Source organism: Knoellia koreensis, from assembly GCF_013041615.1.
Lineage (GTDB): Bacteria > Actinomycetota > Actinomycetes > Actinomycetales > Dermatophilaceae > Pedococcus > Pedococcus koreensis.
The window spans coordinates 389,709-408,980 of the sequence record NZ_JABEPQ010000003.1 but is presented as its reverse complement, the minus strand read 5'-3'; the positions used below and the strand labels follow the sequence as shown (position 1 = coordinate 408,980).

Sequence of the window (19,272 nt, the reverse complement as noted above, 5' to 3'; positions counted from 1 at the left end):
AGCCAAAGGAGGCAGCATGGACGACTTCGCGGGTGCGGTCGCGGTGGTGACCGGTGGTGCGTCGGGAATCGGGGCCGCGGTGGTCTCGGCCCTGCGGGAGCGTGGCGCCCGGGTGGCGGTCCTCGACCTCGACCCCTCCGACGTCACCGCCGACGACCAGACCCTCCCGGTGCGCTGCGACGTCGCCGACGACGAGTCGGTGCGCGCAGCCGTCGCGCAGGTGGTCGACAACTGGGGCGGCATCGACGTCGTCGTCAACAACGCCGGCATCGGCGCACAGGGCACGGTCGCCGACAACGAGGACGCCGAGTGGGCGCGCGTCCTGGACGTCAACGTGGTCGGCATGGCCCGGGTGACGCGGGCCGCGCTGCCCCACCTGCGCGCCTCGTCACGGGCCGCCGTCGTCAACACCGGCTCGATCGCCGCGACCGCGGGCCTGCCGCAACGCGCCCTCTACTCCGCCAGCAAGGGCGCGGTCCACGCGCTCACCCGCGCGATGGCCGCCGACCACGTGCGCGAGGGCATCCGGGTCAACGCCGTCAGCCCCGGCACCGCCGACACTCCGTGGATCGGCCGGTTGCTCGAGAAGGCGGACGACCCCCAGGCCGAGCGCGATGCGCTCAACGCCCGGCAGCCGCACGGGCGCCTCGTCAGCGCCGAGGAGGTCGCCGGGGCCGTCGTCTACCTCGCGTCGCCGGCGTCCGGCTCGACCACCGGTGTCGCCCTGGCGGTGGACGGTGGGATGCAGGCGTTGCGGTTGCGGCCGGTCGAGCAGTAGGCCGGCTCAGGTCGCGTCGGGGGTCTGCCCGGTCGGCTGCTGCGACCCCAGCGACGCGCGCAGCCACTCCTCGACGCCGGCCACGTGGATGGTGGCGGCGGCGCGGGCCACGTCCGGTTGGTGCGACGCGATGGCGTCGACGATTGCATGGTGCTCGCGGATGGTCCGGTCGACCGCGTTGTCCTGGGTCATGCCGCGCCACACGCGGGCCCGGTGGGTCGGGCCGGAGAGGCTGTCGAGCAGCGAGCCCAGCACCTTGTTGCCCGAGCCGCGCGCCACCATCCGGTGGAACTCCAGGTCGGACTGGACCAGCTCCTCGACGCTCGGCTCGGCGGGCACGGCCGCGAGGTGGTCGCGCAGGGCCTGGACGTCCTCGTCGCTCATCCGCAGGCTCGCCATCGCGGTCGCCGCCGGCTCCAGCACGCGGCGCACCTCGAGGAACTCCAGGACGGTGTGGTCGCGGTGGAAGTCCACGACGAACTCCATGGCGCCCATGAGCAGTGCTGGTTCGAGGCTCGTGACGTAGGTGCCGTCACCCTGGCGCACATCGAGGACATGGATGAGCGACAGCGCCTTGACTGCCTCGCGCAGGCTGTTGCGGGACAGGCCGAGCCGCTCGGCCAGATCGGCCTCGCGCGGCAGCCGGTCGCCCGGCCCCAGGTCGCCCCGGACGATCATGTCCTTGATCTTGACGATCGCCTCGTCGGTGACGGCCACCCGCACCACCTCTTCCCTGTCGTGTCCCGCCCGTATCGCTGCGCGGAGCCTATCTGTTGCCGACCTGCGCCCAGTTGCCCTACATTCATCCCACCTTTGCCTCACCCATTCGTCCAGGAAGGGCCGGGTTATGCGCCAACGTCGTCGCGTGATCAGTCTAGTCATCGGGTCAATCATCGGAGGGTTGCTGGCCTCGGGAGCCGCCGTGGCGGCTCCGGCCGCCCCGAACGCCGCCGCGGCCCCGAGCGGTCGGGACGCGCTCGTGCCGCGCCCGACGTCATGGACCGCCGCGACCGGCTCGGTCACCCTGGGCGCGTCCTCGCGCATCCTCGTCGACCCGACCTCGCGTGACCTCATGCTGCGCCCGGCCGGCAAGGCCGAGTTCCCCGGACCGGTCAAGCAGGACACCCAGACCCTGGCCAAGCAGACCCAGGTCGAGCTCCGGGAGCTCACCGGGTTGCCGCTGCAGATGACCGGTCAGGTCAAGGACGCCCAGCGCGGCGACCTCGTCCTGCGCCTGGTGGACGACAAGGCGCTCGGGGCCGAGGGCTACCGGCTCGACACCCGCGGGCCGATCACCATCGAAGCGGCCTCCACCCACGGGCTGTTCTACGGCACCCGCACCCTCGTGCAGCTCCTCGGGGCCAGCGCCGACAAGCGCACCGTCCCGCGGGCCCAGAGCACGGACGTGCCGGCCCAGGCGGTGCGGATGGTCCAGCTCGAGTCCGGCCGCAAGTACTGGGAGATGGGCTACCTGGAGAACCTCATCCGCCGGATGGGCCAGCTCAAGCTCAACACCCTGTTCCTCCACCTCGCCGAGTCCGAGGGCTTCCGGCTCTACAGCGACAAGTTCCCCGGTCTGGCCGAGCCGGACAGCTCCTACAGCCGTGCGGACATCGAGCGGCTCAAGGCGCTCGCGGCCACGCAGCACGTCCAGATCATGGCCGGCCTGGAGATGCCGGGCCACGCGACGCGCATGAACGAGACGTTCGACATCGGCATGGGCTCCGGCGCGAAGCCATGCGCGCAGCAGTACACCCACTCCCACCTGACGCCGAACTGGATCACCGACTTCACCCGCCCCGAGGCCGTCGCGAAGACCAAGGAGATCGTCGCCGAGTTCTCGAGCTGGTTCGACGCCCCGCTGTTCTCCCTCGGCGCCGACGAGCTGCCAGGTCAGCTGGCGAACTGCCCCAAGGTCAAGGACTTCGTCGCCGCCGACCCTGAGGTCGACACCATGGGTGATGCCGTCGTGCGCTACCTCAACGAGCTCGACGACGTCGTCAAGAAGACCGGTGCCCGTTCGGCGATCTACAACGGTGTCGAGCACATGAGCACGCCGAAGCAGGACCTGGACTCCTCGGTCGTGATGCTCACGTGGGAGGGCACCGGCGCGCAGCCGGCGATCCCCGGGTATGACGAGATCGCCATCGGGCCCTTCTACCTGACGCCGAACAACTACCACAACCTCTACCCCGACTCGGCGTGGATGTACGACGAGTGGGAGCCGAGCACGGCCAAGGACATGCTCGGCTCGGGCATGCCGCACTGGGCCGACTACAACTTCTGGTCCGAGGACCAGTACTGGGAGAACCTCAGCAACCTGCCGCGTGCCGTGATCGCCGACCGGTCGTGGAACGCCTCACCCACCCCGGACACGTTGGCGGACTTCGAGGCGAGGTATGCCGCCCTCCCGCTCCCCCGCGGGTACGTCACCAAGGCGACCCCTCCTCGGGTCGACGACGGAAAGCCAAGCCACCGTTGGACATTCGAGCCCGCGGCATACCCCAAGGGTTGGACGTGGGCCGGCAGCCCGGGCAACACGCTCTTCGTCGACGACGTCGCGGGCAAGCTCGACGGCTCGACGTACATCATCAACAACCCCGAACCCGTCAAGGACGGTGTGGTCGGCGGCTCGTTCCGCTTCGACAACGGAGGGGACGGCGTCGGCTTCGGTGGTGTCGACGTGGCCGAGCCGTGGAGCGTCTCGACCTGGGTCAAGCTCAGCGACACCAGCGGCGAGCAGGTGCTGCTCAGCTCCAAGGACGGCGCGCTCAAGCTGCGCCAGGCCGGCACCGGCAAGGTCGGGTTCAGCAAGACCGGTGTCGGTGACTTCTCGTTCGACGTGACGTTGCCGGGCGACCGCTGGGTCAACGTCATGTGGACGGCCCGCAAGGGCGAGACGACCCTCTACGTCGACGGCCAGCGCGTGGGCCGGGTCGCGGCGTCGATCGCGTTGCCGCTGCGGTCGATCGGCGTCAAGGGGACCACCCTCAAGGGCAACCTCGACGAGCTGACCACGTGGGACGAGCAGCTGGGTGAGGCCGCCGTGAAGTCCTACGTCGGTGGCTTCGAGCAGCCGGCCTGGAAGTACGAGCCCACCGTCGCGTCCCTCAACAGCCACGAGGTGCCGGCCTGGTTCAACAACGACAAGTTCGGGATCTTCATCCACTGGGGCGCCTACTCGGTGCCCGCCTGGGGACCGCGCGGCTCCTATGCCGAGTGGTACTGGAACTACATGCAGTCGTGGGGCACGCCGACCAACGCGTACCACAAGGAGACCTACGGCCAGGACTTCAACTACGACCAGTTCATCGGCCAGTGGAAGGCGGAGAAGTTCAACCCGCAGGAGTGGGTCGACCTGTTCAACGAGGCCGGCGCGAAGTACTTCGTCCTCACCTCCAAGCACCACGAGGGGGTGTCGCTCTTCGACTCGAAGGTGAGTGGGCGCGACACCGTGGACCTGGGGCCGGGGCGCGACCTCGCGGGTGACCTGTTCAAGGCAGCCAAGGCCGACGGCAAGCTCAAGGCCGGCTTCTACTACTCGCTCTACGAGTGGTTCAACCCGAACTACACCGGGCGGCCCTACACGAACCCCTACACCGGGGCGCAGGTGCCCTACACCGGGATCGGGCCGGTCAACAGCTACGTCGACGACTACATGCTGCCGCAGATGCGTGAGCTCATCGACCAGTACGACCCGGACATCCTGTGGTGCGACGGACAGTGGGACAAGCCCGCGTCCTACTGGAAGACCGCCGGAGTCATCGCCGACTACTACAACAAGGCGAGGGACCGTGAGCGCGACGTGGTCGTCGCCAACCGGTGCAAGATCCAGACGGGCAACCTCGACTCCGAGGAGCTCGACTTCCAGACGCCGGAGTACACCGTCAAGCCCGACATCACCACGGACAAGTGGGAGTCGAGCCGCGGCATCGCGCACTCCTACGGCTACAACGCCAACGAGCCGATCGAGGACTACCAGACCACCGACCAGCTGGTCGACTCGTTCGTCGACATCGTCAGCAAGAACGGCAACCTGCTGCTCGACATCGGGCCCAAGGCCGACGGCACCGTCCCGGAGCTCATGGCCCAGCGGCTGCGTGAGATGGGTCAGTGGCTGAAGGTCAACGGCGAGGCGGTCTACGGCACGACCTACTGGAACCGAGCCGAGGAGCCGGCCTCGAGCGTTCCGGTGCGGTACACCGTCAAGAACGGCGCGTTCTACGCGACTGCGCTGGACTGGCCGGGCGCCACCCTGACGCTCGGCGCCGACGTGCCCGTCGCCGACAACAGCACCATCAGCCTGCTCGGCTCCGACGGCAAGGCACTCGCCTGGAAGCGGGACGCGAACGGACGAGTCGTCGTGACGATGCCCGCGGCCGGCGCCGACGCCACCACGAGCAAGAACGCCTTCACCTTCAAGGTGACCACGCCGGGTGTCAGCACCCAGCTGCGCACCACGCTCACCGGCGCCAGTGAGCTCGCGCCCGGCTCCAGCGGCATACTCCAGGCGGCGATCCGCAACGTCGGCGGCACGTCCTCGGCGCCGGCCACAATCCAGGTCGCCGGCCCGTCCGGGTGGACGGTCTCGCCGCAGAGCGCCGACGTGCCGGCCCTGGCCCCGGGCGAGACCTACACAGTGCCCGTGCAGGTGACCGTGCCCGAGGGGGCCACCGGCTCGGGGACCGTCACCGTGCGCACGACCAGCGCGGGGGTCACCACGACGGCCTCGGCGACCATCGCCGTGCAGCTGCCCAACCTCTCGCGGGGCAAGTCGGCGACGCAGTCGTCCCTGGCCTGGGGCGGCGTGCCGGAGCGCGCGGTCGACGGCAACCGTGACGGCAACTTCAACGGCAACTCGGTGACGCACACGGCCGAGCCGTCCAACCAGGCCTGGTGGCAGGTCGACCTCGGCGCCGTCGCCGCGACCGACCGCGTCGAGCTGTGGAACCGCACCGACTGCTGCTCGGACCGGCTCAGCAACTACTGGGTCATGGCGTCGCAGCAGCCGTTCCCGAGCGGGTCCTTGGAGACGGTGCGCACCTCACCGGCTGTGACCGCGGTGCGGGTGGCGGCCACCGCGGGGCGCCCGTCGGCCGTCAAGCTGCCCGACGGCACGAAGGCGCGGTACGTGCGGATCCAGCTCGAGTCGGCGACCAACCCGTTGTCCCTGGCGGAGGTTGAGGTGCGCGGCACGCCGATCACCCCATGACGTGGCAGGGTGGAAGGGTGCCCGTGACGTTGCCGCCCGGAGGTGCGCCAAGCGATGAGTGATCGTCAGCTGCCGAAGTGGTCGGAGCTCAAGCCGCTGCTGCGGCCCAAGCCGATCACGATCAACGCGACCGACCGGCGGCTCGCGTCGGCCGTGACGATCGCCGACCTGCGCCGGATCGCCAAGCGCCGCACCCCCACATCGGTGTTCGACTACACCGACGGGGCCGCCGAGGAGGAGCACAGCCTGCGGCGGGCGCGCGAGACCTACCGTGACCTGACGTTCCACCCGCGGGTGCTCACCGGCCACGGCGAGGTCGACACCACGACGACGGTGCTGGGCAAGCCGTCCGCGCAGCCATTCGGTTTCGGGCCAACTGGTTTCACGCGGATGATGCAGCACGAGGGTGAGGCGGCCGTCGCGCACATCGCCGAGAAGATGGACATCCCCTACGGCCTGTCCACGCTCGGCACCACCAACATCGAGGAGCTGGCGGCCGCCGCGCCAGGCACCCGCAAGTGGTTCCAGCTCTATGTCTGGCGCGACCACGCACCGGCCGAGGACCTCATGGCGCGGGCCAAGGAGAACGGCTTCGAGGCGCTCATGCTCACCGTCGACTGCCCGGTCGGCGGCAACCGGCACCGCGACGTCCGCAACGGGTTCGCCATCCCGCCGGCACTCACCGCCAAGACCGTCCTCGACGGGGCGATGCACCCCAACTGGTGGGTCAACTTCCTGACCACCCCGCCGCTGCGGTTCGCCTCGCTCGAGTCGTGGGGTGGCACCGTCGGGGAGATGATGAACGCGCTCTTCGACCCGACCATGTCGCTCGACGACCTCGACTGGGTGCGGCGCTCCTGGGACGGCCCGCTCATCGTCAAGGGCGTGCAGACGGTGGAGGACGCCAGGGCGATCCTCGACCACGGCGCGGACGCGATCGTGCTCTCCAACCACGGCGGTCGCCAGCTCGACAAGGCCCTGCCGCCGGTGCGGCTCCTGCCCAAGGTGCGCGAGGCGGTCGGTCCGGACGCCGAGGTCATGGTCGACACCGGCGTGATGTCGGGCTCCGACGTGGTCGCGGCGGTGGCGCTCGGGGCGAGCTCGGTGCTGGTCGGTCGCGCCTACCTCTACGGCCTCATGGCAGGCGGCGAGCGGGGTGTGCAGCGCGCCGCCGACATCCTCGCCTCGGAGGTGAAGCGCACGATGGCCTTGCTGGGGGCCGCGACCGTCACCGACCTGAGGCCCGAGATGGTCGAGCTCGCGCCCCAGGGTGCGTCGCGTTAGACGCAGGTATGCCGTGTGGTCACTCGAATCGGTAGGCGGTCTGGCCGTGCGGTGACTTGGTGAACGAGCGCACGGTCCGCGGCCTGACCCAGAAGACCAGGGCCGGGTTGTCCGGGTTGAAGTGCTCCTCGTCGACCTCGAAGTCCCAGTCGGACCCGTACTTGACGCGGTAGGCCTCGGCGACCGCGCGCAGGTTGTCGCCGCCCTGGATCCGGGTCACGGTTCCCTCGACCACCACGTCGTGACCGTCGGCCCACGTGTTCGACCCGGTTGTCACGGCCACGTCCGGGTTGTCGGCCAGGTTGCGCGCCTTCTGCTCGCGGGGACCGGTGCAGAAGGCGAAACCGTCCTCGTGCCAGATCCCGACCAGGGGCGTGACGTGCGGGCTGGACCCGTCGCGGATGGTGGTCAGCCAGTAGAGCTCCGCGTCGGCGAGCAGCTGCCGCACGGCCGGCCACTGCGGCGCTTCCGCCTGGGCCTCGCTGTACCTGGTGTCGAACTCGGTTGTCGGTTCGCCTGTCATGGTCGCCTCCCTTGTCGTGCCCACCCGCGGGTCCCGTACCCACTATGGACCCGTCCGGAGACCAGAACTCATCGCTGCTCGCGCACCCTCGCTGGATAGGTTGGGCACATGGCCGACTCCTTCGCGCCCCACCTCGTCGCCCTCGACGTCGACGGCACCACGATCAACCACGCGGGTGACCTCTCGCCGGCCGTTGCCGAGGCCGTGCGCGCCGTCGCGGACGCGGGCCACCACGTCGTCATCTCGACCGGTCGCTCCATCGTCGCCACCACGCCGATCCTCGACGTGCTCGGCCTCACGACCGGGTATGCCGTGTGCTCCAACGGGGCAGTGACGCTCGGCCTGGATCCCAGTCAGGACAAGGGGTTTCGCGTCGAGGAGGCCGTCACCTTCGACGCCCGTCCTGCGCTCGAGCTGCTGCGGGCGGAGTGGCCGGACGCCGTCGTCGCCGTCGAGGAGCTGGGCGTCGGGTTCAAGCTCAACGCACCCTTCCCCGACGGAGAGCTCCAGGGCGAGCTGCGGATCGTGCCCTGGGAGGAGCTCGTCGCCGACCCGGTGACCCGCGTGACCTTCCGGGCCCCCGAGGGCACGGCCGAGGACTTCCTCGCACTCACCGAACGCATCGGCCTGCACGGCGTCAACTACGCGGTCGGCTTCTCCGCCTGGCTCGACCTCAACCCCGAGGGCGTCTCCAAGGGATCCGCGCTGGAGCTCGTGCGTCGTCGCCTCGGGGTCGAGCCGGCATACACGGTCGCGGTGGGCGACCAGCGCAACGACGTCGAGATGCTGCACTGGGCCGCCCGCGGGGTCGCCATGGGCAACGCCCCGGACGAGGTCAAGGAGGTCGCCGACGAGGTCACGGCCGACGTCGACGACGACGGGCTCGTGCCGGTACTGCGCTCACTGCCGGGCGTCGACTGAGCGCCCCCGCAAGGTCGGGCTGCGGAACCCGGTCATCCACTTCTGCCGCGCGTCGGTGGTGACGAACCGGAAGACCAGCCGCATCACCGCCTCCTGGACGATGCGGCCGACCCGGCCGGGGATCTTCGAACTCGACGAGCGGGCACCGACGGCGACGATCTTCTCGACCCGGGCGCGCCGGGCTGCCTCGTAGCTCGACAACGCCTCCGGTACGGACGGCGCGTCACGAAGCGCAGCGGCGAGTGCGACCGCGTCCTCCAGCGCCATCGATGCCCCCTGGCCGGAGCTGGGGGAGGGCGCGTGGGCGGCATCCCCGACGAGGACGAGACGGTCGTCGTGCCAGACGGGGACGTGCCCGAGGTCGTAGGTGTTGTCGCCGGCCAGCTGTAGCTCGCCGGCCGCGACCAGGGCCGCGGCGTCGCTGCGGTCGCCGGACAGGAGGGACGTCAGCCACTCCTTCCACCGAGTGTCGGTGGTGCTGGCGCGCTCCTCGCGGCTGATCTCGGGTCGGGGGACGTTGACGAACCACACGACGTCGCCGTTCGGCTCGGGGAACGCCCCGAAGAACGCGCGCCGCCCGAAGACGAAGGTCCAGTCTTGCGGGGTCAGGCGGTCAGCGATCGGCGAGTTCCGAGTGATGCCGCCGAAGTTCGTCAGGCCGACGTACCGCGGGGCCGGTGCGCCGGCATCGAGGGTGCGGCGCGCGACTGAGTGGATCCCGTCGGCCGCGACCACGAGGTCGGCGTCCAGCTCGGTGCCGTCCTCGAGCGTGACGACGGCACGCTCGGGTGAGGTGCGCACGGAGGTGACGCGGGCGGCATACCTGACGGGTATGCCGCGGCGCGCGGCCTCGTCCATGAGCGCGCCGGTGAGGTCGCCGCGACGCATCGTCAGCGACGGGGTGCCGTCGGCGAGTGGGGTGCCGAGCGTGACGCGGCCCAGGAGGCGACCCGTCGCGCCGTACATGAGGCTGTCGTGGGCAGGGGAGCCCAGCGCGCGGGCGAGGTCGAGCGCGCCGATGGCGTCGAGGGCGCTGAGGCCGTTGGGGGCGATGGAGAAGTAGGAGCCCGTCGCGCGCCCGTCGTCGGAGCGCCGCTCGAGGATGGTGACGTCGACCCCGACCTGCTGGAGGGCCATGGCGGTGGCGGGTCCGGCGATGCCGCCACCGATGACGATTGCCTTCATGGTGCTAGCCTTTCTTACGAGAAACATATCTTTCGATTATCGAAAGGATTGCACTGTGGCGCGCTCACGTCAAGCTGCCGTCGACGAGCTGGGCACCGCGATGCAGCGGTACCAGCGCAGCGTGCAGGCGTTCGACGACGCCGTGGGCCGGGCGCTCGGGCTGGGTCCGGCTGACCTGCGCTGCCTCGACGTCCTGGTCGAGGGGCCACTCAGCGCCGGCGACCTGAGCACGGCCACGGGGCTGAGGCCGGCGGCGACGACCACGCTGATCGACCGGCTCGCGGATCGGGGACTGGTCCGGCGAACGCCGAGCCCCACCGACCGGCGCAAGGTGCTCGTCGAGCTCACGCCGGAGGGAATGCAGCGCACGTGGGAGCTCTACGGGCCGATGGTGCAGGAAGGGCAACAGGCGCTGGCGTCCTTCACGATCGCCGAGCTCGACCGGATGCGTGCCCTGCTCGAGGTGTTCACCGAGGTCACCGACCGCCACCGCGCCCAAGTTCCGTCCTGAGGGGGAGGGCGCCGCTCGGGGCGGTCAATAGGCTGGTCCGGTGAGCCAGTCGACGACCCCGCACCGCAGCGTGCGCCAGCGGGTCGCCCAGTTCTTCGCCTTCGACGACCCGTGGGTGCGGCCCGGTGGGCTGACCACCCAGGACTGGGTCGTCGGTGCGGTGGCAACCGTCGTCTCCGTGGTGCTGCTGGAGCTGACCCGGGGGCTGGGCGCCATGAACGAGCTCGAGGCGCCGCGCTGGGTGCAGGTCGGAGCCGTGGTCGTGGGGGCCATGCTGCTCGTGGGCCGCCGGCAGTGGCCGCTCGTGGTGGCGGTGCTCGGGGCCGCGCACATGTTCGTCGTCGGGGTGACCATGCCCCAGGTCATGGCCCAGTTCGCCATGCAGGTCATCTACTTCGCGATCTTCTTCTCTGGTGTGGCCTGGGCGCGCAGCCGACGGGACATGGGCGTCGTGCTCGGTGGGGTCGTGGTCTTCATGTTCGCGTGGCTCGCCTGGCAGATGGCGGTCGGCGTCGGAATGGACTCGCTGCGACGCGAGCTCGAGCCGCGGGCGGCCGAGTCGGACGGCCTTCTACCGCTGGTCACGTCCTACGTCCTGCTGACCGCCATCACCAACGTCATCTATTTCGGCGGCGCCATCATCGGTGGTCAGGTCTCCTGGCGCGCAGCGCGGCAGGGTGCGCGGCTCGGGGAGCAGGCCCGGACCATCGCCGACCAGGCCGAGGAGCTGCAACGGCAGGCGGTCCTCGCCGAGCGGCTGCGCATCGCCCGTGAGCTGCACGACGTCGTCGCCCACCACGTCTCGGTCATCGGCATCCAGGCGGGCGCCAGCCGTCGGGTGCTCACTACCGACCCGCCCGCAGCGACCGCCGCGCTCAGCCAGGTGGAGGCGTCATCGCGCGAGGCGGTCGCCCAGATGCGCTCGCTCGTCGGAGCGCTGCGCGACCCGGCTGACGGAGTCTCCGATGGCCGCGAAAGGCGGGCCCCCGAGCCGGGCCTCGCCGACCTCGCCACCCTGGTGGGTGAGGCCGAAACCGCAGGCCTGACAACGGCATACGAGGCGGTCGAGGCGACGCCGGGCGCGCTCGAGGAGCTGCCGGGGCCGCTCGGCCTCGCCATCTACCGCATCGTCCAGGAGGCGCTGACCAACGTGCGCAAGCACTCCACGGCCAACCACGTCGGCGTCGTGGTGCGCGTCGACCCGAGCGGGGACAAGCCCTTCGCCGAGGTGGAGGTCGTCGACAACGGGCGCCCGCGACCCGGCACCTCGGGGTCGGGTCTGGGACTGCTGGGGGTGCGTGAGCGGGCGGCTGCCCGACGAGGTCTCGTCGAGGTCGGCCCGCGCGTGGGTGGCGGCTACCGGGTGCGGGTGCGGTTCCCGCTCGAGGAACGCGAGGGTGCGCGATGACGCGAGTCCTGCTCGTCGACGACCAGGCGCTGGTGCGATCGGGGTTCCGGATGATCCTGTCGGTCGAGGCCGACCTCGAGATCGTCGGTGAGGCAGCCGACGGGGCCGAGGCCGTGCGGGCCGCCCGGGCCGAGCGGCCCGACGTGATCCTCATGGACGTGCAGATGCCCGGCACCGACGGCATCGAGGCCACCCGCCAGGTGGTCGCCGAGGACCTCGCCAAGGTCGTCATCCTCACGACGTTCGACCGCGACGACTACCTGTTCGACGCGCTCGACGCCGGGGCGAGCGGGTTCCTGCTCAAGAACGCCGAACCCGAGGCGCTCGTCGACGCGGTGCGCGCGGTCGCCGGTGGGCATGCGCTGCTCGCGCCCGAGGTGACCAAGCGGGTGATCGAGCGGATGACGGCCGGTGAGGCGCGTGACTCGGCGACGGCGCAGCAGGCGCAGCCGGCCGCACCGGGCTTGGACCTGCTCACCGAGCGCGAACGTGAGGTGCTCGTGCTCGTCGCCGAGGGCCTCTCCAACGCCGAGGTCGCAGCGCGCCTCGTCGTGGGCGAGGCGACCGTCAAGACCCACGTGTCGAACGTGCTCGCCAAGCTCCACCTGCGCGACCGGGTGCAGGCCGTCGTGTGGGCGCACCGAGCCGGTCTCATCCCTGCGGGGGAGTGAGGTATGCCGCGTGGTCGGCCACGCGGCATACAAGTTCCGTCCCGAGGCGGATCCGGTTGGTGGGCAACGGTCCTAGCGTGGGGGCCATGCTGGAGATCAAGGGGCTGACCCGACGGTTCGGGGACAAGACAGCCGTTGACCACGTGAGCTTCCCGGTGCCCGATGGCGGGCTGACCGGGTTCGTCGGGGGCAACGGGGCAGGAAAGACCACCACGATGCGGATGGTCATGGGGGTGCTCCAGGCGCACGACGGCGAGGTGCTGTGGGACGGGCGTCCGATCACCGCGGCGCAGCGGCGCCGGATCGGGTACATGCCCGAGGAGCGCGGCCTCTACCCCAAGCAGGCGATCGCCGACCAGCTCGTCTACCTGGCGACGTTGCGAGGGATGGACCCGGGTGCGGCGCGGGCGGCCGTGATGGAGCACCTCGAGCGGTTCGGGCTGGCCGAGCGCGCCAAGGACCGGGTCGAGAAGCTGTCGCTGGGCAACCAGCAGCGGGTGCAGATCATCGCCGCACTGGTGCCGCAGCCGGACGCCCTGATCCTCGACGAGCCGTTCTCAGGCCTGGACCCGACGGCGGTCGAGTCGATGGCCGGGCTGCTGCGCGAACACACGAGTCGCGGTGTGCCCGTGCTCTTTTCGTCACACCAGCTCGACCTCGTCGACCGGCTGTGCGACCGGCTGGTCATCATGGCGCAGGGCAAGGTTGTCACGCAGGGGACAGCCGAGGAGCTGCGCGCGGGTGGGCCGGTGCGCTACGAGCTCGTCACGGCCGGCGACGCCGGCTGGGTACGCGACCTGCCGGGCATCCACGTGGCCGACGTCGACGGGCGCACCGCGCTGCTCGAGGTCGTCGAGTCCGGTGCCGAACAGCGCGTCCTCGAGCAGGCGCTCCGACGCGGGCCGGTTGAGGAGTTCCGGCGCGTCGTCCCCCGACTCAGCGAGATCTACCAGGAGGCCACGTCATGAGCACCCACACCAACGAGACGACGGGCGCCGAGGCGACCACGCGGCATACGGCGGACCCCGGCCACGGCACCGAGGCGCAGCAGTCGCGCGCCGCGACGCGAGGGGCGTGGCTCCAGGTCGCCCGGCGCGAGGTGCTGGTAAAGCTCACCGACAAGGGCTTCCTCATCAGCACCGTCGTCACCGTGCTGCTCATCGGTGCGGTGCTGGCCATCCAGGGTTTCATGCAGAACCGCACGAGCACCTTCGACGTGGTCACCACCGACTCCACAGCCGCCGCCATGGTCGACCGCATCGCCGACCGGGCGCCGGACATCGACGACAAGGTCGCGGTCAAGGCGGGCACCGAGGCCGACGCGGCCGCGGCCCGGGTGGCGGTGCAGGACGAGAAGGCCGACGCCTGGCTGCAGCGCACCGACTCCGGCTGGACCCTCGTCACCAAGGACACCGCGGACAGCGACCTCAGCACCGTCGTGTCCACCGTGGTGCGCGAGACCGCGCTCGCCGACAACGCCTCCAAGGCGGGCACGACCATGGCGGCCCTGCAGGCCGGGACGACCGTGACCGCCCAGCAGCTCGACGGCAACGCCGAGCGATCGGGCCTCGTGACGGCCCTAGGGTTCATCTTCGCGATCCTGTTCTACCTCGCGTCGATCATGTTCGGCATGACCCTGGCCAGCAGCGTCGTCGAGGAGAAGCAGTCGCGCATCGTCGAGATGATCGCCGCGGCAATTCCGTTGCGGCAGCTGCTCGCCGGCAAGATCATCGGCAACACGGTGCTGGCGTTCGGGCAGATGGCGTTGTACGTCGGCGTCGGGCTGGTCGGCATGTCGTTCACCGACTACGGCAAGTACGTCGCCGGTCTGTCGGGGTCGATCGGCTGGTTCCTGGCGTTCTTCCTCGTCGGGTTCGTGGCGCTGGCCTGCCTCTGGGCCGTGGCCGGTGCGCTCGCGAGCCGCACCGAGGACATCCAGTCGACGTCGATGCCCATCACGATGCTGATGATGCTGATGTACTTCGGGGCGCTGTTCCTCGACGGGACCGCCCGCGCGATCGGGTCGTTCATCCCGCCGGTGTCCTCGATCCTCATGCCCATGCGGGTGCTGGCGGGTGAGGTGTCGTGGTGGGAGCCGGCCCTGGCGCTGTTGCTGCTCGTCGCCTTCGCGGTCGGGCTGATCCTCGTCAGCGAGCGGATCTACCGCCGGGCGCTGCTACAGACCGGCGGCAAGCTGTCCGTCAAGGACGCGTGGCGCACCCAGGAGTGACGCGGCGGCATACGACTCGGGTCAGCGGGACTGGAGCGCGTCCAGGGCGACCGACATGGCGAGGCCGACCCGCCAGTCGAGCTGGTAACCGTTGCCCTGCTTGGGGATCGTGATGTCGTAGCGGTCCCTCAGGGACATCCTGCGCTCCGACGTCAGCACCACCGAACCGTCGGCAGTCTTGAAGTCGAAGTGGAAGATGAACGGCAACGGGATCTCGCCGACGACCGGGATGAACTCCCAGATTCGGCGCAGGATCGCGATGTTCTGGTTGCGCTCGGTGCCGAACGCCTGCAGGCCGTCGGGCGTCCCGAGGTGCCACGACGAACGCAGCAGCGACTTGCCGAAGTCCTTCTTGAACCAGCCGATCGGGGTGCCGGCCGCGTCGAAGACGTCGTAGGTGGCGCCGAGGTCCATCCGCTGGCGCGCCTTGAAGGAGAACACCGGCTGGCTGCGCGCCTCGTCGGCGTAGAACGTGACCTGCTCCTTGAACGCCATCCGCTTCTGCTGCGCGACTGCGATGACCGGGCCCTCGGCGCCGTTCGCGTCGACGGGGCGGATCTCGTAGCGGTTGACCATCATGGTCAGCTTCTGGCGCAGGGCGTAGCGCTCGGGCGTCGGGTGCTGGCTCATGGGGAGCAGTCTAGGTTGGTTCGCATGGCTCGCATGGAGTTCCAGGTGACGACGGACGACACGGCGATCGCGCTGGGGAGCGGTTCGGTGGCCGTCCTCGGGACGCCGCGGGTCGTCGCGTGGCTCGAGGCGGCCACGGTGGCTGCGGCTGGGCCGCTGCTCGAGGCGGGGGAGACGACGGTCGGGACGGCTCTGCGAGTGGGGCACCACCGACCCACTCCGGTGGGTGGTCAGGTGACGGTCACGGCGGGTGAGCCGGTGGTGGACGGTCGTCGAATGACGTTCTCCGTCAAGGCGATCGACGACTCTGGTGAGGTCGTCGCCGATGGCGAGATCGACCGGATCGTGGTCGACCAAGCGAAGTTCGAGGCCCGGGCGGGCGTGCGCTGAGGCTGGGGCCAATGGGCCTTTGGGTCGCTCGGGCGGTGGCCTAGGACGGTCCGTGACGGCCGTTGGTCGCGGTCGTGGCGCCCGGGCGCAGGTATGCCGTGTGGGCCGGGTCTCAGCGCGGCGCACCTTGGGGTGTGGTTGCGCTGAAAAGGCGCTGGGGAGGACCGGCTCATCGTGCACGCTGCTGTTGCTGGTCCGTGCCCCTTCTACTCGTGGCGCGGCCGGCTTGGGTGCCGGGGCGTGCGTTCGTCGATGGGGCCTTGGGCGGCCTTCGGCGGCTGCCGGGCTTGTGAACGAATTCTCTTGGAAACACACAGGATTCGGTGTGGACAACCCTTGTCGGTGTCGGTCGACCCGAGTACAATCGAACACATGATCGATATCGTGGAGCTGTTGCGGACGGTGAGCGCTGACGCTGCCCGTCTGGCGGATGCTCCACGACGGGAGTCGATCGACGACTTCGTCCAGCTCGTCGGCGACACCCAGCGCCTGATCAGCACCGCCCAGGCCGTGCAGACCCTCGCGATCGCGAACGTGTCCGCGATCGAGGACGTCGTCGACCCGGGCACCGGTGAAGTCGTCGAACAGTTCCGCGGGTACGGACACCACCGCATGGACGCCGCCGCCCTCGTCAGCGACGAGCTCGGTGTCACCGCCCGCGGCGCGGAGACCAGGGTCGGGGTCGCAGCCCAGCTGGCGGGGCGGTACCCGTGCGTGCTCGAAGCGATGGGTCAGGGCCGGATCGACCCGTACCGGGCCAGCATCATCGAACACGAACTGGCCGATGCCCCCGACAACGCCGTGGAGGCGGTGCTGGCCAAGATCGAACCCCACCTCGGCAAGGAGACCGGTGGCCGGTTGCGGCAACGCGTCCGCCGCGTCCTGGGACAGGTCGCGGCCGAGTTCCTGCGCCAGAAAGCCGCCCAAGCGCGCAAGGACCGGTCACTGCAACGGTGGCCCGGTGACGGGCCCGGCGTCGACACCTGGGTCGCGTCGTTGCCGGTGGAGCAGTCGCAGAAGGCGTGGTCCGCGATCGACTCCCTCGCCCGCGAGTACGTGCGCGCCGGACACAACACGTGCATCGAGCAGGCCCGCGCGGACGCGATGCTCGCGTTCATCGACGGCAACACCCGCGCCGAGTACGTCATCCAAGTCGCGGTCCCCGAGTCCCGCCTCAATGGTGCGCTGGCAAGCGTCACCGAACCGTCCGCGAGACAGCCGCAACGCCCGCCCAAGACCCGCCACGCTCCCTTGACCGGCACTTCCGGTGCCCACGCGAACGAGCGAGTCCGAAGCTCGGATGCGTCACCAGTCCCGACCAGCGCAGAGGAGGCGGCGGTTGACACGGCCGACCTCGACGCCTGGGTGCGTCAAGTGCTACGCGACAACGGAATCGGCCAAGCCTGCACCGCAGCCGGGCCACCCGCACTCACAGGACCCCCAACCCGAACAATCCCTGAGGACTGGGGCGTCGACGGCGAAGGCAAGGGCAAGGGCCGCAAGAGGAAGAAGCTGCGTGCTGCCGACCCGAGTGCGCCCGCGACCGCAGGTGGTCGACCGGTGGCGCTGCCGGCGCTGGCTCCTCGGCGGGTGCGGATCGACATCCTGCCCTGCGACGAGTCGACCGGCGCCTACACCTCCACCCCGGTCAGCAGCTGGACCATCACCCCCACCGGTCAGGACGAGGCCGGTCGTGGCAGCGACAGCGCCACCGCGATGGCAGCCACCAGCCGGAGCGGAAGTGATGGCTCGGAAGGCAACTCGGGCTCGACTGGAAAGGCGGGCCTGACCGGCTCGTCCGGCGTGGCAGGGATCGAGACAGTCCTCGCCGCCGCGGTCGTGCGGCGGTGCGCGGTGCCGGAACCGGTCGTGATCGGGTACCGACCCACCGAAGCCATGATCCGCACCGTCAAAGCCAGGGACGGACACTGCCGGTTCCCCGGCTGCACCGTCGCCGCCACGTTCTGCGACCTCGACCACGTCAGCCCCTGGCGGGAAGGGTCCACCCTGACCCGGGTGAGCAACCTGATCTGTCTGTGCCGACGACACCACCGCACCAAACAACTGCGCCGCTGGTCCGTACGCATGCTCCCCGGCGCCGTCGTCGAATGGACCGACCCCACCGGCCGCCAACGCCTCACCCACCCGGTCGACCACCTGGACCCCGACCCCCAGCCCTGGCTCGACCCCACCGGCCGACCCCTCGCTGACGACACCGGCGCTGCAACAGACGGCTCGGTCGAGCTGCCCTCACTGCTCGACGAACACCTCGAGTACCTCACCGACCACCGCGAACGCTTCGGCCCCCAACACCGCAACATCTGCGACGAGTACGGCAAACCCATCGGCCAACTGATCACCCCCGGCAGCCTGTGGACCGTCGACCTCAACGACGACTACGCCACCCACCTCGCGCGCCACCGCCCCACCCGCCACCGGCCCAACGCCGACGACCCACCACCGTTCTAAGTAGGGCGCCGCTTTGCGCCCCGGCCATCCCCGCCCTGACCCCGTGACTGTCGGTACCGTCGCCATCGTGACGGCAACCGACGAGACCGCCCAGCTCTACGAACGCTTCGCGACCAACCAGGCAGCCGGCACCTCGCCGACTTACGAGGCACTCGCCCACGCGGTCGCCGCCGACCCCGGCGTCCTCGAGCTGGTCACCACGCTTCCCGCGCCCAAGCGTCAGCCGAACCTCCTCTTCGGCGTCGCCACCATGTTCGGCGCGCCCCTCACCGACCCCAAAGCGTTCACCGTCTGGGTCACCGCGAACTGGGCGCGCGTCCGACCCGAGATCCTCGCGCGCAGCACCCAGACCAACGAGGCCGCCCGCTGTGCCACGCTGCTGCCCGCACTCCTGACGATCCCCGGCCCGCTCGCCCTCATCGAGGTCGGCGCGAGCGCGGGCCTGACCCTCTACCCCGACCGCTACCGCTACGACTACGGCCAAGGCATCGTCGGCGACGGCCCCGGTCCCGTCCTCCCGTGCGATTGGTCGACACCACAGAGGTATGCCGCGGAGCCGCCCGAGCGCGTCCCGACCGTCGCGTGGCGTGGCGGGTTGGACCTGAATCCCCTTGACCTGACACGCGATGACGACCGCGACTGGCTCACCGCGCTCGTCTGGCCCGAGCACCACGAGCGCCGCAAGCGCATCACCCAAGCCACCGAACTGGTCCGAGCCGATCCGCCACACGTCATCCAGGGCGACCTCCTGACCGACCTGCCAGCCCTGGTCGCCGAAGCACCATCCGATGCCACCGTCGTCATCTTCCACTCGGCCGTCCTCGCCTACGTCGAACCCGACGACCGCCGACGCTTCGCCGACCTCGTCCGCGACCTGCCCGGTCACTGGATCGCCAACGAGGGCGTCGGCGTCATGGCAGACCTGGGCATCGCCGAGCCGACCGAACCCACGCCCGAAGGCGCACCGCGGTTCCTCACCGCGCTCGACGGCATACCGGTCGCCTGGTCCGGACCCCACGGTCAGGCCTGCCACTGGTTCGGCGACGCCGCTCGCTAGTCT

At 70.3% G+C, this 19,272-nt stretch carries 16 protein-coding genes; 12 read left to right on the top strand and 4 right to left on the bottom strand.

Annotated features, from left to right (window positions below):
- The first annotated feature begins 16 nt into the window (after positions 1-16).
- Positions 17-778: an SDR family NAD(P)-dependent oxidoreductase gene (locus HJG52_RS15445; protein ID WP_171244493.1), complete on the top strand. Its 762-nt coding sequence runs from the start codon at positions 17-19 to the stop codon at positions 776-778.
- 6 nt (positions 779-784) lie between these two features.
- Here the strand turns inward: HJG52_RS15445 and HJG52_RS15440 are convergent, their stop codons facing one another.
- Positions 785-1,495 (bottom strand): FCD domain-containing protein, encoded by a 711-nt coding sequence (locus HJG52_RS15440; protein ID WP_171244492.1) that lies wholly within the window; start codon positions 1,493-1,495, stop codon positions 785-787.
- A gap of 148 nt (positions 1,496-1,643) precedes the next feature.
- On the opposite strand from HJG52_RS15440, the gene HJG52_RS15435 reads away from it, so the two are divergent.
- Together HJG52_RS15435 and HJG52_RS15430 are read left to right on the top strand one after the other, a co-directional pair.
- The gene (locus HJG52_RS15435) at positions 1,644-5,990 is read left to right on the top strand and encodes an alpha-L-fucosidase (RefSeq protein WP_206070876.1); all 4,347 of its coding nucleotides are present in this window, start codon (positions 1,644-1,646) and stop codon (positions 5,988-5,990) included.
- A 54-nt stretch (positions 5,991-6,044) separates the two neighbouring features.
- Entirely contained in the window at positions 6,045-7,274 is a 1,230-nt protein-coding gene (locus tag HJG52_RS15430) for an alpha-hydroxy acid oxidase (protein WP_171244490.1), read from the top strand.
- 19 nt (positions 7,275-7,293) lie between these two features.
- Here the strand turns inward: HJG52_RS15430 and HJG52_RS15425 are convergent, their stop codons facing one another.
- On the bottom strand, positions 7,294-7,797 hold the full coding sequence (locus HJG52_RS15425; protein ID WP_171244489.1) for a pyridoxamine 5'-phosphate oxidase family protein: 504 nt from the start codon (positions 7,795-7,797) through the stop codon (positions 7,294-7,296).
- A gap of 108 nt (positions 7,798-7,905) precedes the next feature.
- On the opposite strand from HJG52_RS15425, the gene HJG52_RS15420 reads away from it, so the two are divergent.
- Positions 7,906-8,718: an HAD family hydrolase gene (locus HJG52_RS15420; protein WP_171244488.1), complete on the top strand. Its 813-nt coding sequence runs from the start codon at positions 7,906-7,908 to the stop codon at positions 8,716-8,718.
- Here HJG52_RS15420 and HJG52_RS15415 read toward each other — a convergent pair.
- Complete coding sequence (locus tag HJG52_RS15415; protein WP_171244487.1) at positions 8,698-9,903, bottom strand: FAD-dependent oxidoreductase; 1,206 nt, start codon at positions 9,901-9,903, stop codon at positions 8,698-8,700. The genes HJG52_RS15420 and HJG52_RS15415 overlap by 21 nt on opposite strands.
- Positions 9,904-9,958: 55 nt before the next feature.
- On the opposite strand from HJG52_RS15415, the gene HJG52_RS21360 reads away from it, so the two are divergent.
- The 5 genes from HJG52_RS21360 (at position 9,959) to HJG52_RS15390 (ending at position 14,723) form a co-directional block, all read left to right on the top strand.
- Positions 9,959-10,414, top strand: a complete 456-nt coding sequence (locus HJG52_RS21360) for a MarR family winged helix-turn-helix transcriptional regulator (protein ID WP_346767769.1) — start codon at positions 9,959-9,961, stop codon at positions 10,412-10,414.
- Positions 10,415-10,454: 40 nt separating this feature from the next.
- On the top strand, positions 10,455-11,822 hold the full coding sequence (locus HJG52_RS15405; RefSeq protein ID WP_171244486.1) for a histidine kinase: 1,368 nt from the start codon (positions 10,455-10,457) through the stop codon (positions 11,820-11,822).
- Positions 11,819-12,493 (top strand): response regulator, encoded by a 675-nt coding sequence (locus HJG52_RS15400; RefSeq protein WP_171244485.1) that lies wholly within the window; start codon positions 11,819-11,821, stop codon positions 12,491-12,493. Before HJG52_RS15405 ends, HJG52_RS15400 begins: the two co-directional genes overlap by 4 nt.
- An 86-nt stretch (positions 12,494-12,579) precedes the next feature.
- A complete protein-coding gene (locus HJG52_RS15395) occupies positions 12,580-13,461 on the top strand; it encodes an ABC transporter ATP-binding protein (RefSeq protein WP_171244484.1) in 882 nt (293 codons plus the stop codon).
- Complete coding sequence (locus HJG52_RS15390) at positions 13,458-14,723, top strand: ABC transporter permease (protein ID WP_171244483.1); 1,266 nt, start codon at positions 13,458-13,460, stop codon at positions 14,721-14,723. The genes HJG52_RS15395 and HJG52_RS15390 overlap by 4 nt, the downstream gene beginning before the upstream one ends.
- A gap of 21 nt (positions 14,724-14,744) precedes the next feature.
- Here the strand turns inward: HJG52_RS15390 and HJG52_RS15385 are convergent, their stop codons facing one another.
- On the bottom strand, positions 14,745-15,353 hold the full coding sequence (locus HJG52_RS15385; RefSeq protein ID WP_171244482.1) for an LURP-one-related family protein: 609 nt from the start codon (positions 15,351-15,353) through the stop codon (positions 14,745-14,747).
- A 24-nt stretch (positions 15,354-15,377) separates the two neighbouring features.
- Between HJG52_RS15385 and HJG52_RS15380 the strand changes: the two genes are divergently transcribed.
- The 3 genes from HJG52_RS15380 to HJG52_RS15370 all read left to right on the top strand — a co-directional run bounded on the left by HJG52_RS15380 (position 15,378) and on the right by HJG52_RS15370 (position 19,269).
- Positions 15,378-15,743: a thioesterase family protein gene (locus tag HJG52_RS15380; protein WP_206070874.1), complete on the top strand. Its 366-nt coding sequence runs from the start codon at positions 15,378-15,380 to the stop codon at positions 15,741-15,743.
- A gap of 372 nt (positions 15,744-16,115) precedes the next feature.
- Complete coding sequence (locus HJG52_RS15375) at positions 16,116-18,212, top strand: HNH endonuclease signature motif containing protein (protein ID WP_171244481.1); 2,097 nt, start codon at positions 16,116-16,118, stop codon at positions 18,210-18,212.
- Between the two features lie 67 nt (positions 18,213-18,279).
- The gene (locus HJG52_RS15370; protein WP_171244480.1) at positions 18,280-19,269 is read left to right on the top strand and encodes a DUF2332 family protein; all 990 of its coding nucleotides are present in this window, start codon (positions 18,280-18,282) and stop codon (positions 19,267-19,269) included.
- Positions 19,270-19,272: the final 3 nt, after the last annotated feature.

Bases quoted from the DNA above. Each gene is read 5' to 3' on its own strand.
- HJG52_RS15385 (WP_171244482.1), bottom strand. From the start codon at position 15,353: ATGAGCCAGCACCCGACGCCCGAGCGCTACGCCCTGCGCCAGAAGCTG.
- HJG52_RS15420 (WP_171244488.1), top strand. From the start codon at position 7,906: ATGGCCGACTCCTTCGCGCCCCACCTCGTCGCCCTCGACGTCGACGGC.
- HJG52_RS15415 (WP_171244487.1), bottom strand. From the start codon at position 9,903: ATGAAGGCAATCGTCATCGGTGGCGGCATCGCCGGACCCGCCACCGCC.
- HJG52_RS15380 (WP_206070874.1), top strand. From the start codon at position 15,378: ATGGCTCGCATGGAGTTCCAGGTGACGACGGACGACACGGCGATCGCG.
- HJG52_RS15425 (WP_171244489.1), bottom strand. From the start codon at position 7,797: ATGACAGGCGAACCGACAACCGAGTTCGACACCAGGTACAGCGAGGCC.
- HJG52_RS15395 (WP_171244484.1), top strand. From the start codon at position 12,580: ATGCTGGAGATCAAGGGGCTGACCCGACGGTTCGGGGACAAGACAGCC.
- HJG52_RS15375 (WP_171244481.1), top strand. From the start codon at position 16,116: ATGATCGATATCGTGGAGCTGTTGCGGACGGTGAGCGCTGACGCTGCC.
- HJG52_RS15390 (WP_171244483.1), top strand. From the start codon at position 13,458: ATGAGCACCCACACCAACGAGACGACGGGCGCCGAGGCGACCACGCGG.
- HJG52_RS15400 (WP_171244485.1), top strand. From the start codon at position 11,819: ATGACGCGAGTCCTGCTCGTCGACGACCAGGCGCTGGTGCGATCGGGG.
- HJG52_RS15445 (WP_171244493.1), top strand. From the start codon at position 17: ATGGACGACTTCGCGGGTGCGGTCGCGGTGGTGACCGGTGGTGCGTCG.
- HJG52_RS15430 (WP_171244490.1), top strand. From the start codon at position 6,045: ATGAGTGATCGTCAGCTGCCGAAGTGGTCGGAGCTCAAGCCGCTGCTG.